This is a genomic window from Hoeflea sp., assembly GCF_984452065.1.
Genome location: NZ_CFHWAF010000054.1, coordinates 1 through 16816, shown reverse-complemented (window position 1 = coordinate 16816; position 16816 = coordinate 1). Strand labels below are relative to the sequence as shown.

Annotated in this window: 16 protein-coding genes and 3 pseudogenes; 4 read left to right on the top strand and 15 right to left on the bottom strand. The window is 58.7% G+C overall.

Annotation, left to right across the window (positions count from 1 at the left end; translation table 11 throughout):
- Nucleotides 1-10: 10 nt before the first annotated feature.
- The 10 genes from AC5E6N_RS12175 to AC5E6N_RS12130 all read right to left on the bottom strand — a co-directional run bounded on the left by AC5E6N_RS12175 (nucleotide 11) and on the right by AC5E6N_RS12130 (nucleotide 10715).
- Nucleotides 11-973 carry a D-ribose ABC transporter substrate-binding protein gene (locus AC5E6N_RS12175; RefSeq protein WP_491748064.1) on the bottom strand — a complete coding sequence of 321 codons (963 nt, stop codon included), beginning with the start codon at nucleotides 971-973 and terminating at the stop codon, nucleotides 11-13.
- An 89-nt stretch (nucleotides 974-1062) separates the two neighbouring features.
- Complete coding sequence (locus AC5E6N_RS12170) at nucleotides 1063-2124, bottom strand: ABC transporter permease (protein ID WP_491690155.1); 1062 nt, start codon at nucleotides 2122-2124, stop codon at nucleotides 1063-1065.
- A 1-nt stretch (nucleotide 2125) separates the two neighbouring features.
- Nucleotides 2126-3634 carry a sugar ABC transporter ATP-binding protein gene (locus AC5E6N_RS12165; protein WP_491748063.1) on the bottom strand — a complete coding sequence of 503 codons (1509 nt, stop codon included), beginning with the start codon at nucleotides 3632-3634 and terminating at the stop codon, nucleotides 2126-2128.
- The gene (locus AC5E6N_RS12160; protein ID WP_491748062.1) at nucleotides 3634-4293 is read right to left on the bottom strand and encodes a DUF2291 family protein; all 660 of its coding nucleotides are present in this window, start codon (nucleotides 4291-4293) and stop codon (nucleotides 3634-3636) included. Before AC5E6N_RS12160 ends, AC5E6N_RS12165 begins: the two co-directional genes overlap by 1 nt.
- Nucleotides 4294-4578: 285 nt before the next feature.
- Nucleotides 4579-5511 (bottom strand): sugar phosphate isomerase/epimerase family protein, encoded by a 933-nt coding sequence (locus AC5E6N_RS12155; protein ID WP_491748061.1) that lies wholly within the window; start codon nucleotides 5509-5511, stop codon nucleotides 4579-4581.
- A 1-nt stretch (nucleotide 5512) separates the two neighbouring features.
- On the bottom strand, nucleotides 5513-7024 hold the full coding sequence (locus AC5E6N_RS12150; protein WP_491748060.1) for a glycerol-3-phosphate dehydrogenase: 1512 nt from the start codon (nucleotides 7022-7024) through the stop codon (nucleotides 5513-5515).
- Complete coding sequence (locus AC5E6N_RS12145; RefSeq protein ID WP_491748059.1) at nucleotides 7021-8598, bottom strand: FGGY-family carbohydrate kinase; 1578 nt, start codon at nucleotides 8596-8598, stop codon at nucleotides 7021-7023. The genes AC5E6N_RS12150 and AC5E6N_RS12145 overlap by 4 nt, the downstream gene beginning before the upstream one ends.
- A gap of 106 nt (nucleotides 8599-8704) precedes the next feature.
- Nucleotides 8705-9160 carry a D-erythrulose-4-phosphate isomerase gene (derI, locus tag AC5E6N_RS12140; protein ID WP_491748058.1) on the bottom strand — a complete coding sequence of 152 codons (456 nt, stop codon included), beginning with the start codon at nucleotides 9158-9160 and terminating at the stop codon, nucleotides 8705-8707.
- An 11-nt stretch (nucleotides 9161-9171) separates the two neighbouring features.
- Complete coding sequence (locus tag AC5E6N_RS12135) at nucleotides 9172-9939, bottom strand: triose-phosphate isomerase (RefSeq protein ID WP_491748057.1); 768 nt, start codon at nucleotides 9937-9939, stop codon at nucleotides 9172-9174.
- Between the two features lie 2 nt (nucleotides 9940-9941).
- A complete protein-coding gene (locus tag AC5E6N_RS12130) occupies nucleotides 9942-10715 on the bottom strand; it encodes a DeoR/GlpR family DNA-binding transcription regulator (RefSeq protein ID WP_491690147.1) in 774 nt (257 codons plus the stop codon).
- Between the two features lie 249 nt (nucleotides 10716-10964).
- Here AC5E6N_RS12130 and fsa point away from each other — a divergent pair, with 249 nt between their 5' ends.
- Nucleotides 10965-11618, top strand: a complete 654-nt coding sequence (gene fsa, locus AC5E6N_RS12125) for a fructose-6-phosphate aldolase (RefSeq protein ID WP_491748056.1) — start codon at nucleotides 10965-10967, stop codon at nucleotides 11616-11618.
- A gap of 31 nt (nucleotides 11619-11649) precedes the next feature.
- Here fsa and dhaL read toward each other — a convergent pair whose 3' ends face one another.
- Nucleotides 11650-13425: a dihydroxyacetone kinase subunit DhaL gene (gene dhaL, locus AC5E6N_RS12120; protein ID WP_491748055.1), complete on the bottom strand. Its 1776-nt coding sequence runs from the start codon at nucleotides 13423-13425 to the stop codon at nucleotides 11650-11652.
- Nucleotides 13426-13635: 210 nt separating this feature from the next.
- Here dhaL and AC5E6N_RS12115 point away from each other — a divergent pair.
- Nucleotides 13636-13939: pseudogene (locus AC5E6N_RS12115) on the top strand (DDE-type integrase/transposase/recombinase); the annotation flags it as partial.
- Nucleotides 13940-13988: 49 nt separating this feature from the next.
- Here AC5E6N_RS12115 and AC5E6N_RS12110 read toward each other — a convergent pair.
- A pseudogene (locus tag AC5E6N_RS12110) lies at nucleotides 13989-14336 on the bottom strand (group II intron maturase-specific domain-containing protein); the annotation flags it as partial.
- A gap of 98 nt (nucleotides 14337-14434) precedes the next feature.
- Here AC5E6N_RS12110 and AC5E6N_RS12105 point away from each other — a divergent pair.
- Both AC5E6N_RS12105 and AC5E6N_RS12100 read left to right on the top strand, forming a co-directional pair.
- Nucleotides 14435-14851 (top strand): hypothetical protein, encoded by a 417-nt coding sequence (locus AC5E6N_RS12105; RefSeq protein ID WP_491748054.1) that lies wholly within the window; start codon nucleotides 14435-14437, stop codon nucleotides 14849-14851.
- Nucleotides 14833-15285 (top strand): annotated as a pseudogene (locus AC5E6N_RS12100) (helix-turn-helix domain-containing protein); the annotation flags it as partial. The gene AC5E6N_RS12105 and the pseudogene AC5E6N_RS12100, both read left to right, overlap by 19 nt.
- Before the next feature lie 69 nt (nucleotides 15286-15354).
- Here the strand turns inward: AC5E6N_RS12100 and AC5E6N_RS12095 are convergent.
- The 3 genes from AC5E6N_RS12095 to AC5E6N_RS12085 form a co-directional block, all read right to left on the bottom strand.
- Nucleotides 15355-16101: an SDR family NAD(P)-dependent oxidoreductase gene (locus AC5E6N_RS12095; protein ID WP_491748053.1), complete on the bottom strand. Its 747-nt coding sequence runs from the start codon at nucleotides 16099-16101 to the stop codon at nucleotides 15355-15357.
- Nucleotides 16098-16742, bottom strand: a complete 645-nt coding sequence (locus AC5E6N_RS12090) for an isochorismatase family protein (protein ID WP_491748052.1) — start codon at nucleotides 16740-16742, stop codon at nucleotides 16098-16100. Before AC5E6N_RS12090 ends, AC5E6N_RS12095 begins: the two co-directional genes overlap by 4 nt.
- Nucleotides 16739-16816, bottom strand: a 78-nt coding sequence (locus AC5E6N_RS12085) for a hypothetical protein (protein ID WP_491748074.1), incomplete at its 5' end; no start/stop codon positions are given. The genes AC5E6N_RS12085 and AC5E6N_RS12090, both read right to left, overlap by 4 nt.

The following is a 16816-nucleotide window of genomic DNA, read 5'->3' as shown; positions in this document are numbered from 1 at the left end:
CGTGATAAATTTAACCCGACAGCGTGAAGGCCGCGGTGTATTTGTCGACGTTGTCCGGCGTGATCAGCAAGCAATCGAACAGCTGCTTTTCTTCGGCCACAAGGGCAGAGCCATTTTTGATGTAATGATCCGCCTGAACAACTGCTTCGCGCGAGAAGATAGCGACCGGTTGCAGGACCGTATATGCCATCTCGCCCGCTTTAATCGCATCGACCGCGTCAGGCGAGCCGTCAAAACCGCCGACGATCACGCCTTCCAGCTTTTGCGCTTCTTTCATTGCGGCAATTGCACCGAGCGCCATTTCATCGTTACCGGAAATAACCGCGTCGAAATCAGGTGTCGCCTGCATGATCGACTGCATTTTGTTGTAGCCTTGCGTCCGGTCCCAGTTGGCCACTTCTTCGGCGACTTTCACGAGGCCCGGGTACTGGCTGATCACTGTATTATAGCCGTTTGAACGGGTTGCCGCATTGTTGTCGGCCGGGTTGCCGTAGAATTCAACATACCTGGCTTCCTCGCCGACAATCTCTTGCCAGGCAATGGCACCGATCGCAGCGCCCTGGGCGTTGTTCGAAACAAGCTGCCCGATTGCGATACCGGATTCATTGATTTCCGCATTCACCAGGAATACGGCAATGCCGGCTTCCGTCGCCTTGCGAACCACTCCGACGGAACCATCGGCGTTGGCCGGGTCCAGAATAACAGCCTTGGCGCCGTTGGTGATCGCCGCGTCAACCAGATTTGATTCCAGGTTTGTATCGCCGCGGTGTGCAGACACGGTCGCTTCATAGCCCAACTCCTCCGCTGTGGCCTTTGCGACTTCACCTTCGGTAAACCAGTACGGGTTGGCCGGATCGTTCACGATGATCGAGATGAGCCCTTTGCTCTGGGCCGATGCGATCTTTGGCAGGGACGCGGCGGTCACCGCGGCAGCGCCAGTCAGCAGGGCTTGCCGTCTTGTCAGTTTAGTCATTGTAGTTCCTCCAGTTTTATTGTGCCGGATATCCGACGATTGCGGTCTGGGGCTTTACCACCCTTCGACCATGCGAAGTGGTGATCCGGTCAGCTGCGCTGTCTCGAACCGCCGTATTGAATTGAATTGACCATGACCGCGAGCACGATGACCGCGCCGGTGAAGACGGTCTGCCAGTAGAAAGAGACGCCCGTAATTACGAGGCCGGCTGACAGGAATACGATAACAAAAGTACCCAGGAGCGTGCCCCGAACCGTGCCCCGCCCTCCCATCAAGGACGCGCCGCCGACCACCACTGCGGCAATTGCGGTTAGCTCATAGGTAAAGCCCGCGTTCGGTCCGGCGGAGGTCAATTGAGACGACAGCACCAATCCCGCGATGGCGGCACATGTACCTGACAACATGTAAACCGTGATCTGCACACGCTTGACAGGCACGCCCGAGAGTTCTGCCGCGCGTGCATTGCCGCCGGATGCGTAAAGCCAACGCCCAAATGCCGAGCGGGATAGCAGCAATCCGGCCAGGATCGCCACCGAAATCAGTACCCACACTCCGATGGGAACCCCGGCCAGACGGTTGAAGCCGAGCCAGTTGAAGCCGGTATTGCCCAGCTCCGGATTGCCATCGAGATTGTTGAAGGTCAGGCCATTTGTCATGAGCAGCGCGACGCCGCGTGCAACATAGAGCGAACCAAGCGTCGCGACGAATGCCGGCACCTTGAAGATCGCTATCAGGATGCCATTCACAAAGCCGACAAATGCGCCCAGCCCGATGGTCAGAACCACCACCGCCCAGACCGGCGGATAGACGACGACGCCCGCCCACTTCAATTCCACCCCTTGCATCAGGAAGCCGGCGAAAACGCCGGCAAGGCCAAGAACCGATCCGACCGACAGATCAATTCCGCCATTCAGGATCACCAAGACCATTCCAATGGCCAAAAGACCAAAGATGGCGGATTGGTTCATCATGATCAAAAAATTCGAGACCGTCGCATAGTTTGGTGACAGGAACGAGAATGTAAGAATGATGGCAATCAATGCGAAGAAAGCTCGCCCTTCCAACAGCAACGTTCGAAGGTCCAGCCCGGATTTTCTCTTGCTCTTGGCGTCAATAGAGGTGTCGGCCAAATCTGCTCGCTCTTCTGTCATGTTAGGCCGCCAGGGATTCGCCAGATGCGGCCATAATGGCTTCTTTGGTTGTGTCGTGAGAGAATTCCGCGGCTATCCTGCCGCGGCGCATCACAATGATCCGATGCGCGATGGACAGGCATTCGCCAACCTCCGAGGTTGAATAGATCACGGCCATTCCCTCAGCGGCGCGTTCGGCAAGGATACGGAAGACTTCCGCCTTGGCGCCAATATCAATGCCTCGGCTCGGCTCATCCAACAAAATGACGGATGGCCGCGTGGCCAGCATCTTGCCGATCACCACTTTTTGCTGGTTGCCCCCGGACAGCGATGAGATCGGAGCTGCCGGCCCGTCGGTCTTTACCGTTACTGTGCGGATGGATTCGTCTATGATCGCATCCTCGCGGGCGCGATCGGTGAAAAGGTTCCGGGTAAAGTTCCCAATGGAAGCCAGTGAGAGATTTCGCCCTACACTCATCGTTTGAACCAGGCCATCGCGTTGCCGGTCTTCGGGCACCAACACAAGTCCGGCGGCGATCCGGTCCGAAATGGATAAGCCAGTCACGTCGCGCCCGTTCAGGCGGATCTCGCCGGCGCTCTGCGGCAGCCGTCCGGCGACACATTCCATCATCTCGGTGCGGCCGGCCCCCATGAGGCCATAGATACAGACGATCTCGCCGGTGCGCACCTCGAGGTTCAAATTGTCGACAGCGTATCCATGGCCGGATGCTTGCGGCACGATCAATCCGCTGATCGACAAAGCGGGCTCGCCGATCTTGCCGTCGTCCGGTGGGACGCCGAGATCGAAGTTCTCGCCGACCATGTTCCGCACGATCCACTCCAGATTGATTTCGGCGCGCGGGGCTGCGGCCGTCATGGCCCCGTCGCGAAGAACCACCGCATGATCAGTGATTGTCAGTGCCTCTTCCAGATGGTGCGAGATATAGACAATGGATACGCCACGCGCCTTGAGGTCGCCGATGACTTTGAAAAGCACATCGACCTCGGATGCTGACAGAGCCGATGTCGGCTCATCCATGATCAGGATGTTGGAATTAACTGATAGAGCACGAGCGATTTCCACAATCTGCTGCTGCCCCAACCGCAGATCTTCAACCACGGTGAGGGGGTCGATCTCCTCCTCCAGTTCCCGCATCAGTTCACGTGCCTGCCGTTCTTCCTCAGCATAGTTCACGCCGGACGGACCCGTGATCTCGCGCCCCATGAAGATGTTGTCGCGCACGGTCATATTTGGCGACAGCGACAACTCCTGGTGAATAATCGAAATACCCAGGTTTCGCGCATCAACGGGTGAGGTCAGATGTACCGGCCTGCCTTCGACCAGAACTTCCCCGCTCGTCGGTTGGTAGACACCCGACAAAATCTTCATGAGCGTGCTTTTGCCTGCCCCGTTCTCTCCGAACAGGGTCGTTACTTGTCCGCGCCGCACGTCGAAATTCACATGGCGCAATGCCTGAACCGCGCCAAAACTCTTGGAGATGTCCCGCGCGGCAAGAACGACATCCGCCATCACTGCACCTCCAGTGACACGGGGGTAATCAACCAGTTCTTCGGATTGATCAGGTTGAACACACCGACAACCGACACAGACTTGCCGGTCATGGAATCGCGATCCAGATCGCTCAGGACATCAGATGCCATTGCGCGGTTGATCCCGGCTCCCGCATCCTGAAACTCGATCTGATTTTTAAACGCGCCGAAAACGATGTCTCCGGTGATATCTCTCAGCTCGGTGCCATTGATTGCCGGTCCGGTCTGCAGGCGCACCCGGGTCCCTTCCGGCATTCCATCCACGGTCAGGTCAAAAACGCCGGATTTGCTTTGCCCCAACACACCTTCAAGCTGCACCGGCATATATGCCCCAATGCCGCCCGGTGTGCCGTAGCTTTCAATGGCGGCTTTCTTGTCGTCCAAAATGGCCTGTGCCAATACCGGAGCCTGTACTGCGCGCGCGCGTACCGCTTCACTGATCCGGGGGAACTCTGCCTTGCCGAAAGCATCGGGATCAAAAGCAGCCTGCCGCTGATCCTCTTCTGAACCGATTTTAACAACGGTTGTATCAAGCGCGATCGCGCCAAGAACGACGACGATGGCGATGAGGCTCACTATGACGTTGCGAGAAACGAAACCCGAAATGCTCTGTAAAGCAGGATTTCTGCCACTCTCCATGAATTATCCTCCCCCTGAAAGCGCCGATGCTTGAACGCTCGCAGGCTCTGAAATGACTGTAGAAAGACGAAGATATCATCGTCAAGTGTTAATTTCACATCATTTCTTGATACATTTGTGATTTCATGACGGTCGTGGCACCAGAAGGCGATGATCTTTCTCCTGACATGCGCGCTTTCGGCATATTGTCCGACATTGGGTCGTCGCCAATGGCACATGGAAGCGTCATGCGACCAGGCTGCAAGCGGATCGGCGTTCAGCGGTGCGTGAACTGTTTCGGAGTCATTATTCCCGCAATGACCCGGCCCCGCTGTCAATATGCGGGTCCCAATAGGCAACGCTTTCCGCGATATCCGCGATCACCGCACGGTCATTCGGCTCGCGCTCCTTAAAGCTCAATTCAAGACAAATCTCGTTATTGACCGCGCCGCCTTCCGCCAAAGCCTGGAGCAACGGCTTGGGCGATATTCGACCCTTTGCATTATGTTCCGCCGTGAAGGGTCTATGTCCGCCCTTGTCCATCAGGCTCTGCTTGATGTGAATAATCGGTGAGACTTTCGGCACGGCGCGCGCCCAGGCATAGGGGTCTATGTCATCCGGATCGGAGGAGGTCACGTCGCCATGATCGATGTCCGCCATCATCTTGACGGGCACAGCGGTGTTCAGGGCGCTCAACCGATCTTGAAGTGCCAACGCTGCGGCTATGGTTTCGCCAAATTCACGTCCAATGCTCATTGGCTCCCAGAACACATGGTCAAGTCCGGCCGCATGGGCATGGTCCGCCACCTCTGCCCAGCAATCGAAAGCGATCCGGATCAGCTCCTCACGACGTGTCGGATCATCGAAATCACGGTAAGTGAAAATCGCGAATTGCGTCCCGACGGCGCGTCCGCCCAGGTCTGCGATGATATCCGCGAAGGTCTTGAACCAATCGACATAGTAGCGCCGCACATCCCTGTCGGGATGCCCGAAATGGTTCAGTCGTCCGTATGGCCCGGTCATCCCCGAGGTGATGCGTACCCCGGTCCGCTGGCAGGCCCTGTCCATCTCGCGGGACAGTCGCCGTATCACCGCTGCCGGCCAACTGGGGTTGATAAACTCATGCGTCAGTTGCAGGTCGCGGATCCGCAAATCGCGCGCTGTCGTGTCGATAAGATCCGGCGGTTCCGCAAAGCGGTTCACCAGCGGGTTGGTGTTGAGGGCCAAGGTCAAATTCATTTCACGCCGCCTGTGCCAGTTCCGCGTTAAACCATTGTTCAAAATCCGCGCGCTCCGACGCGGTCAAATGCAGTTGATGCTTGGTGCGCCGCCATAAAACATCTTCTGCTGTCTGCGCCCATTCATGGGACACAAGATACCGAACTTCGGCCTCGTAAAGCATCCCGCCGAAGTGCCGTCCCAATTCACTGAGGGACCTCGCAGTGCCGGCAATCTGTGCTATCCGGGTGCCATAGAGGCGGGCATAATGCTGACGCAAGGCACGCGGCATCCAAGGATAGCCTTGCTTTATTTCGTTCCGAAACGCCTCAAAATCCGCATCGATCATATCGCCGCCCGGGAGGGCAGCCGTGGCTGTCCAATCCCTGCCCATTTGCGGGAAAAACTTCTTCAGCTGGTGCATGCCGCGCTGCGCCAGTTCCCGGAACGTGGTGATCTTGCCGCCGAAGATGTTCAGCAGGGGCGCGCCGCCGGTTTCATCGAGATCGAACACATAGTCCCGCGTTACCGCCGAGGGGTTTCCCTGCCCATCATCGAAGAGCGACCGTACACCTGAAAAATGCTCGATCACATCATCCCGAACGAGCTTTTCCTTGAAGTATCGGTTTGTGGCGTCCAGCAGATACCGGATTTCGGCCTCATCCGCCGTGACGTCTTCCGCGCGCCCCTCATAGGCGATGTCAGTGGTGCCGATCAGCGACTTGTCACCCTCGTAGGGATTTATGAAAATCACCCTCTTGTCGTCGTTCTGAACAAGATAGGCGTGTTCCCCATCCCAGAATTTCGGCACGATGATATGAGACCCTTTGACAAGCCTTACGTTCCGGGTCGAGTTCGACCCGGCGACCTGATTGATCACATCCCTGACCCAGGGACCGGCCGCGTTCACGACGACCTTGGCTTCGAAGTCTTGCACAGCCTCCGTCATCGCGTGCTGTGTCCGGATGCGCCAGATGCCGTTATCCCGACACGCCGAGACGCACTGCGCGCGCGTCAGGACGGTTGCTCCACGTTCCGCCGCATCCAGCACGTTCAGAACCACCAGACGCGCATCATCCACCCAGCAGTCGGAATATTCGAACCCCTTTGTATATTTGTTCAACAGCGGCGCGCCCTCAGGGTCCTGCGCAAACCGCAGGGACCTTGTGCCGGGCAGCCTCTTGCGTCCGCCGAGGTGATCGTAGAGGAACAAACCCAGCCGGATCAGCCATGCGGGCCGATCCAGGGGAGAGTGTGGCAACACAAACCGCATGGGCCAGATAATATGCGGTGCGTTGCGCAGCAGGACCTCGCGCTCGATCAGTGCTTCACGCACCAACCGAAACTCGTAGTATTCCAGATAGCGCAACCCGCCATGCACCAGCTTGCCCGAGCGGGACGATGTTCCCTGGGCCAGGTCGTCTTTCTCGCATAGAGCGACGCTAAGCCCGCGGCCCGCGGCATCGCGTGCGATGCCGGCGCCGTTAATTCCACCGCCGATGACGAACAGATCGACCTTTGGAATATCGCTCACATGTTCCCCCTCGTCTGTTCGGACCGTTGCGCGGCAAGCTCCGCCCAGATGGGCGGTAAAATTTCCCGCGATTGCTGGTATGTCTGAAATAGGCGGTCATAGGTCCTTGTGAGGTCCGGGACCGGGGCTTCCTTGTCGCCCAGGTAAGGCCGGACCCAATCTTCAATACACGCATCCATGTCCGTATACGCCCCAACCGCAACCGCCGCCATCATGCCACAGCCTGCCGCGCCGGCTTCGCCCCGTGTGGAAACCCGGATCGGTGTGTTCAGTGCGCCGGAAAAGACCTGCCGCAATGCCGGGGATTGCGCCGCGCCACCGGCGATGCGCAGCTCATCGGGCAAGGCCCCCATCGCGCCATAACAATCCCGCGCCGCCATTCCCAGGCTATCCACCACGGCGCGTGTAATGTCGGCGAACCGATGCCCCGCGTTCAGTCCAATCACGCTCGCGCGGGCACTGTCATTGACGAAGGGGCCCCGTTCCCCGGCATCCGAAATATAGGGATGGTACACCAGGCGCCCGGGCGCGCTGCCCCGCAGCCAGTCGTCGATGCGCCCGACCAGCTCGGAGCGATCCGGAACCTGACCGAACTGCCCGAGCAGATCGGCCGCGAGATCCAACGCCCAGTCGATATTCAGGGTGGCGGCCATGTTCGTTTGCACCTGCGTGACCCGTTCGGGAACCGGCAAACAGATGACGTATCCCGTGCGTTCCGTGTTGAGATGCACCCCGTCGGCCGAAACACCCCGCAGGTGCACGCCGGTAGACCCGATTATCGAACATGCGACATTGGCTTCGCCGGTATGCACACCGGCGCCAAGTGCGGTCATCACCATATCAACATAACCCAGAGACACCGGCGTGTCTTGCAACAGCCCGGTGGCTTTCGCGGCATCGGCAGTCAAGGGATGGGTCGTTTCGACCCCGTCCAGAATATCGGGCAAGAGTTGGCGATATGGCCTGAGCTGCAGCGCATCGATCACCGTATCGCTGTAGGATCGGGTACGAAAATCCCCAAAGGTGAAACTCGCTTCAGAGGGATCCGTCGCGGCCACGCCGGTAAGATTGAGGTAAAGCCAGTCCTTGCAATGAAGGGCTACCCTGGCCTCAGCCAACAGCTCGGGATAGTGTCTGGCCATATGAGCTATCTGACTGCCCTGCTGGCAGGTATTCAGACCAGTGCCGGTGGCCTCGAACCGGGCAACATCTCCAGGGGACCGGGCGAGCTCATTTACGGTTTGAGCGGCGCGTGCATCGAGCCACAGCCACGCGTCTGAAACCGGGGTGTTGTCTGCTCCGACCAACCAGGTGCCGTCGCCCTGACCGGTCACGCCGATGGCTGCTACACGCTCGGCCAACCCGCTGATCTTGTCGCTCAGGCCGCGTATTGCCGTCGCGCAGTCGGACCAGGTTTGATCCATGGATTGGATTGCTGAACCGTCCCGTTTCGTCGCGTAGGTGTTTCTGACCGAGGAGACCGCCAGTTGCACACCCGATAGGTCAAATGCGACCGCTTTGATCACGGAGGTCCCGGCGTCAATTCCAATGATAATGTCCGTGGATGGTGCCATCCAGACCTCCCAATATTTCCGGCTCATGCCCGGTTCTCGGAAACGCCCAATCACGACACAGCCGTTGTCGAGCCGATGCCATCCCGAGACCTGACCCTATGACTATTCAGGCCTTGTTGTACTTGGCATCAATCTCATTGATCGCTTGCACATTTCCGGCAGAGCGGCCGTTCGGATCGAAAGTTTCGGCCAGAAAGGCTTCTGCGACTGATTTGGCAAGCTCCGGTCCAACGACCCGGGCACCCATGGTGATGATCTGGGCGTTGTTGGAAAGGGCAGCGCGCTGTGCCGAGTACGTATCGTGGCATTGGGCCGCGCGAATGCCCGGCACTTTATTGGCGCTCAGGGCAACGCCGATCCCGGTGCCGCAAATCAGAATCGCACGGTCATATGTGCCGTCCAAAACCGCTGTGGCCACACGATCAGACAGGTTGGCATAAAAGGCGTCCGGTCCATCCGGCGTTCGGGAAACCTCGCTGACGTCATGTGCTTTGCTCAGGTGTTCCGCGAGGGTTTTTGCGAGCCCTTCTCCAGCGCTATCGCCGGCTATGGCAAGTTTCATGATGTTTCCTTTCAAATGGCTGCGCTGCACTGAGAGAGAATGCCCAGATATTCGTCAACGTCCCAGGCTGATCGCCCAATGAACAATCCATCCACGTGGTCACTGGTGATAAGCTCCACACAGTTCCCGGGGTTGACCGAGCCGCCGTAGAGGCATGGAACCTTGCGGTCCAAAATATCGCCCGCAACGCTGATGACCTCGGCCTGCCGCGCGTCAGCATAGTCGGAAGTTGCGGGGATCCCGCCGTCGCCGATGGCCCAGACCGGCTCGTAAGCCAGCAAAACCGGAGCCGCGACATCATGGTCGGCGACAGGCGACAGCGCGGCCCTGACCTGCTCTGCCAAGACGTCCCCGGCACGTCCGGCTTCGCGTTCCTCCAAAGTCTCGCCAATGCAGATTAACGGGATCAAACCGTGTCGCACTGCCGCTGCGGTTTTCAACCCCACTGTTTCGTTGGTTTCGCCGAAATGGGCGCGGCGCTCGGAATGTCCAAGTTCCACCAGGTCGAGACCGCAGTCCCTGAGCATGACCGGCGATACTTCTCCGGTCCAGGCTCCCTGATCGGCCCAATGCATGTTTTGTGCGCCGACCTTCACAGATGTGCCGGCAAGAGCGCGCCGCACCTCGCGCGCACTCGTAAAGGGCGGGATGACAAACCGCTGAATGCGCGGGTCCGTGTTCTGATCGTCTGCTTTAAGTCCATCGGCAAAAACCAGGGCTTCCGCCAGAACCTTGTTCATCTTCCAACTGGTTCCGATCCAGAACAGCGGCGCCGCCATGCCTAATGCTCCTGGATTTCTGCAACCGTAATTGAAATGCCTGCAGATGCGAGGGCGCTGGCAACGGAAGCGGGCGGCTGTGCGTCTGTTATGACCGCCGCAAACTCGTGCAGGTCGGCGAATTTGTAAAGCGCCTGGGATTCCATACGCGTATGGTTGATCAGCAGGACGGATCGCGCTGCCGCCGCCATCATCGCCCGCTTGGTGCGCGTTACGGTTTCGTCCATGTGAAAGACCTCGGTCCCGCAGACCGCCGGCGACGAAATGAACGCCACATCAACCCGCAGGCAGCTGAGCGAGTCCTCGGTCAACTTGCCGAAAAATCCATTGTACTTTTTGGAGAATGTGCCGCCCGGCGACATCAATGTGATGCCGGTGAGCCCCTTAAGCGCATCAAGCACGGCAACATTGTTCGTAATCACGGTCAAAGGCCGAATATCCACAAGCAGCTTACCCAAAACGGCCGCGGTGGAGCCATCATTGATGATGACGGTCATGCCGGGTTCTATAAGCTGAAGCGCCGATTGTGTAATGGCCACTTTCGCGGCAACGCCCTGTTTCTCGCGAAAATTGAAATTGCTTTCAAACTGTGTGCCCGCCTCGATTGTAGCACCACCCCGAATCTTGCGAAGCAATCCAGAGCTTTCCAGCTCATCCAGATCGCGATGCACGGTCATCTTTGAAACGTCAAAGCGTCGGGCCAGTTCATCGAGACCGGCAGATCCCGCCGCGACCAGTAAATCCATGATCGCCTGTTGACGTTCTTCGCGCTTCATTGCGTCATCCCTTCACGTCCAAGCGTAACACATCGATCTGTATCGCACGTGATAATATCACTGCATGGCGCATAAACAACATATATCTTGTGTTATTGTTATTTTATGTTGTGATTTTATTCAAGCCCGACTACATCTCCGGCATACCGTGGATCATCGGTACCTGACGCATTGCTTCGCTCAAGGCCATTGCTCCCGGGTCTTATTTGTTGGACGCCCGAAACCTCCACAGCCAAACAGAGTCATGAAATGAAATTTTTTGTAGACACCGCCATTGCCGAAGACATCAAAGAGTTGAATGACTACGGACTCTTGGATGGCGTAACCACCAATCCAACACTCATCGCGAAAACGGAGCGCGATTTCAAAGAGGTGATTGCAGAGATTTGCGGCATCGTAGCAGGTCCGGTGTCGGCTGAAGTTGCAGCGACCGAGGCCGAGGCGATGATCGCGGAAGGCACTCATCTTGCAAAGATCGCCGACAATGTGGTGATCAAGCTTCCCTTGACGCTCGATGGTCTGAAAGCGTGTCGTCACTTTACGGCGAAAGGTGTCAAAACCAATGTGACCTTATGCTTCTCCGCCACCCAGGCGCTTTTGGCCGCCAAAGCCGGAGCCACCTACATTTCACCGTTTTTGGGACGCTTGGACGACCTGGGGCTCGACGGCATGGAACTGATCCGGGACATTCGCACGATCTATGACAACTACGAATTCAGGACCAATGTGCTGGCCGCATCGGTACGCACGTCCAACCATGTGAAGGAGGCCGCCATTGCGGGCGCGGATGTTGCAACTGTCCCGCCCGATGTCATCAAGGGTTTGGCGAAACATGTCCTGACGGATAAAGGACTGCGGCAATTTACCCAGGACTGGGCCAAAACCGGTCAATCCATTCTATAATCTCACCCGCGCAGGCTGAACGGCGGTACCTTTATTGCCCCGGCAATGATCGAAGCGCCGATGCCAATGTGCGCAATATCGTCGCCGAAGAGACCGCGCCAGGGTCAAGATGCCCCCTTGCGCGATCGGCCAATGCTTTGGAGCGGCCCCTGGCGCTTATCAGTTCCTTCGTGGATTCCGCACCGGCGAGCGCCGCGTCTGCGGCGGCCTGCATAACCTCCTCGGATGACTGGGCTGACTTTGCTGAAAGAGCTGCCGTATCCGCAGCGGGACGCCATGCATCCACCATGGTCTTTTCACCAATGCGCGCTTTGCCGCGTTCTTCGATCCCTCGGGCCATTCCTGCTACCCAACGCGCGGTCGCAGCAGGATCAAGATTGAGCCGGTCTTCAACGGCTGTGGCCGCGGACTGGAACGCAGAGGCATATAAAGGCCCGGCAGAGGCGCCAACGGCATTCAAAAACGCCTCCGCGCACAGGTCGCAGATTTGCGAGATCGTTTGCTCTCGCGCATCTCTTTCACGCAGCTGATCGGCAATGGCGCGCCACCCCAGATCCATTGTCACACCATGATCGCCGTCGCCGATCGCACCATCGAGCTCGCAAAAATACGCCTTTTGAGCGAACATTTCCGCTGCAACTTCAAGCAGAGCCGCTCGAAATTTTTCCGGCGTCACATCACCTTCAGGGATCAGGGGCGCCGTGCTGCGGGAGGTGTGACGGGGTTTTGCTTTCACCTTTTGAGATTTTGTGTGGCCGCCTGCCCCCGCTGCGGGTTTCGGTGTCGCTCCGACCCGCAAGGCGGGCGTGTCACAGGGGTGATCCAGCCATTTTGTCAAATCGTTGTCGAGCTTCATCAGCGTGACCGAAAGACCGGCCATTTCCAATGACGTGCAATATTCCCCGACCCAACTGTGATGAATGCGGATCTTTTTTTCCTTCAGCACTTCGGCCACTCTGCGGTGCACGAGGTACTGTTCCAGCAAGGTGGTCGAGCCCAATCCATTCACGAGAACAGCAACACGATCGCCTTCACTACAGGCAAGTTCCTGCAAGATGGGTGCGAGCAACCGGTCGCTGATGTCATCCGCCGTTCCGATGGTCGTGCGTTCAACCCCAGGCTCACCGTGGATCCCCATGCCCACTTCCATTTGGCCGTCAGGGATGTCGAAATTGGCCTTTCCGGTCTGTGGCATTGAACAGGGGGACAAAGCCACGCCCATCGTTCGCGTGTTCGTGTTGGCGCGCGTTGCGGCTTCCTCTACTTTCTCCAGCGAAAGACCGCAATCGGCCGCCGCCCCGGCCACCTTGAAGACAAAGAAATCACCCGCGATGCCGCGCCGTTCATGCGCGCGTTCTGGCGGTGCGGAGGCAACATCATCGGTGACCAGGAACGATCGTGCCGTAACACCGTCCTGCGCCAGGAGGTCGGATGCCATGTCAAAGTTCATGACATCGCCCGCGTAATTACCATAGAGAAAAAGAACACCGGCGCCGCGTTCTGCGGCAATCGCAGCATCAACGATATGTGCGGGAGACGGGGATGCAAATATGTTCCCGATCGCCGCCGCGTCCGCCAACCCTTTTCCGACATAGCAAGCAAAGGCCGGCTCATGCCCGGAGCCGCCCCCAATCACTATGCCGACCTTGCCGTCGCGCGGCCCATGCTTAGCAACGACAGCCCGGCCTGTGTCTCCCGCCACCATAATTTCTTCCGGATGGGCGGAGACCATTCCCTCGATGAGTTCATTGATCAGGGCATCGGGGCGATTGATGATCTTCTTTGTGGTCGGCACTGCGTGTCTCATTCGTCTAAGGTCGTCGATCCAGCGAGTTTATAGCTTTCACGCGAGCTAAACATGCGCAAGGGGTGTCGAATTGCAAGCAATTATCTTGGATAGTCGTTGACCCTTTTGGGGTCATTTTACCGGCCTCTCGGGGAACTGTCGTCAACTTTTCATTGACCGATGTAGAAGTATTGGTTCGTCGTTGATTTTCCCGCGTTCTGGAGACTTGCGATGGCTGTTTCGTTCAAAGATGCTCGTTTCCCAGGGACGTGACCCCGTTCGCGGTCTTCTTCTACGTCCGCTACGGTGTTTCATAACGCGACTTTGAAGAAACCCTCGCCGAACGCGGCGTGAAGTTCGATCATGCGACGCTCAACCGGTGGGTCACCAAGCGCGCCGGTCAGGTGGCCGACGAAGCTGCCGCCGCAAACGTCCTGCGGATCGGTCCTGGCGAAAGGATGAAACCTACGTCCGCGTGAACGGCGAATGGTTCTATCTCTACCGGGTGGTCGACAAATTTGGAAAGACGTTGGACGGCTGCTGTCACTGAACCGCACAGATGTCCCGGACCGCACCTTGTGCTTTCGGCAGAGCCACTGACGCAGCCGCTTCGTCGCGTGTTGATCGACGGCTCTGTAGGCAGGGCTGACCTGTCCCAGGCAGAAGTAGTTCGCCCATCCGGTCATTGTCCGGTTCAAGCGTTCCACCATCTCCTGTCGGGGCCGCAGTCCGTGCTTATTCGTCGTCATTTCGCTGATCTTACGGCAGATGCTGTGAACGCTCGCCTTGCCTGGGCGAGTACCGATATAGGCTTCTCCCCCATTCGGGCGGTAGGTGCGTCCAATCCGGTAGCCGAGGAACTCAAGCGGTTCCTGCGGACACCGCAGGCATCGGGTCTTGCGTTCGTTGATCGGAAGCCTCAGACCTTCCATGAGTTGCTCAACCACCGCCAGCATGTCCGCCGCCGGGGCCTTGCCGAGCACACAGAGGTCATCGGATCAAATGCGCCGAATGCGGCGGCGGCTACTCCATGACGGATGCGCTGGAAGACCGCAAGGAACAGCTCCTGCGCGAGCTCGAAGATGTCGAGGAACCGCCGGCACTGCTCCATCCCGGCATGGCCGAAGAGTATCGCAAGCGCGTCGATGGCTTGTTCACGGCGCTTCCGGACGAGCAAACGCGGCTCGAAGCGAGCGACGATGTCCGCTCGCTCGTTGGCCGCATCGTTGTTGGACCCGGCGAGGATGATGAAGCCGATCTTTGGCTGGAAGGCGACCTTGCCGGCATCCTCACCCTGGCATCGGGCAAGAAGACACCCGTTCATCCGGAGGACGAGCAGATGCTGACGACGATGGCTTCGGGGATGGACAACCGTCGTGGGCGTCAGAACGAAGAAGGCGGCCCGGATGGGGCCGCGTCGCCCGTCTTCTGGATGGAGAGGGCATGAGCGCGCTGTACCGGGAGTTCGGGATTTCGCGCAAGACCGGTTACAAGATCTTCAATCGCTACAAGGCACACGGTATTGAGGCTCTGTGCGACCGGTCGCGCCGGCCAGTGCGCTACGCCAACCAGTTGCCCTTCCAGTTGGAACAGGAGATCGTACGGCTGAAGAAGGACAAGCCCCATTGGGGTGCACGCAAGATCCGCGAACTGCTGGTCCGGCGCCTGGCCGGTGACGTGCGGTTTCCGGCCACCAGCACGGTGCATGCGGTTCTCGACCGCCATGGTCTGGTCAAGCGCGCCCATCAGCGACGACGCACCAAGGCGCAAGGCACAGCCCTTTCCAAAGCCCATATGCCGAACCAGCTGTGGTGCGTGGACTACAAGGGGGAATTCAAGCTTGGCAATGGCCGGTACTGTTACCCCCTGACGGTCAGCGATAACGATCGCTGAGGCCCATCGTCGGTGATCGGCAAACGCAGGATGAGCGGTTTTGGAAGGCAATGCGGTTCAGGGCATATAGGCGCCGCCATTGACCCACAGGACCTGACCCGTCATGAACGCACTCTGTGGCCCCAGCAAGAATTCGACGGGACCCACGACGTCGGCAGGGTGGGCAATCCGCCCCAACGGCACGGCGGCGGCGAACTGCTCTGGACTGACAAGGCTTGCCTGATCTTCGTTGGAGCGGCCCGTGCCGCCCGTCAGAAAGGCGGTTTGGACTGGCCCGGGTGCAACCGCGTTGACCCTGACATGCGGCGCGCATTCGAGCGCGAAGGTCTTGGCAAGCGCGATCACACCCGCCTTGGCGGCAGCATATGCGCCATGGCCCGGCCGGATGAACTGCGCCAGTCCGGATGACACCATGACAACGGCACCGCCTTCCGCCATCGAGGGCAGCAGGGCCTTAGTCGACAGGAACATGCCGCGCAGATTGCCTGCAATAGTGTCGTCGAAGACATCCGTGCCGGTCTCAGCCAGCGCGGTTACCCCACGCGTATAGCCGGCCAGATTTACCAGACCATCAAGGCGCTCGACCTTGCCGGCAAGTTCCGAAGCGGCCACGTCGATGGAATCGGCTGAAAGCACGTCGATGGCCATCGCTGGCACCTGCGGCCTGTGTCGATCGAGCGAGGCTGGCAGGTCGAGGGCCAGCACATCGTGGCCGCCTTCGACCAGCGACTGCACCAGCGCCCGTCCGATGCCACCGCAGGCACCGATCACCGCGATCCGGCGCGGGGCATTGGCGGCGGTCAAGAATCGCTCCTCTCGGCGAGTCCGTCCAGGAAAGTGATTGTCTCGGCCTCGGAGACAACATCAGCATATTTCGCGTTCATATCGAACAGATTGGCTTCATGCGGTGCCTCGTGGCGGTCGCCGCAAGCCTCTGCGACGACGCTGGTTATGAAGCCGTGCGACATCGCGTCGACGCAGGTCGCGCGCACGCAGCCGCTGGTGGTCAGTCCGGTAAGGATGACACCATCCACACCACGAGCGTGCAGGGTCGAGGCAAGCGAGGTGCCGAAAAACGAACTGGGATATTGCTTGGAGACGATCAGCTCGCCTGACTGCGGCACGAGACCGTCGGCGAATTCGGCGGTCCGCCTTCCTTCGATAAAGGCCTCAAGCGGCTTTGCCTTTTCAAAGAAGCGGCCGCCATCGCTGCCGCCTTTCTGATAGATGACGCGCGTCAGTACTACCGGAATGCCCGCCGCATGCGCACGCTCGCGAATGCGCAGTGCCGATGCCAGCGCCTCGTCGACGCCGGCATAAAGGGCACATTGCGGATCGAAATAGGCATGGGCGAAATCGACCATAATCAATGCCGGGCTGCCGCTGAAACCGACCTTGTTGTCGTAGACACCGGCATAGTTTTCCTGGGCGTTCACGCTCATCATTCTTCCTCCCGTGCATGAAGCCATGGCTGGTCGGTCCGCTGGGCCGTCTCGAAGGCGGCGATGCGCGCGCCGCC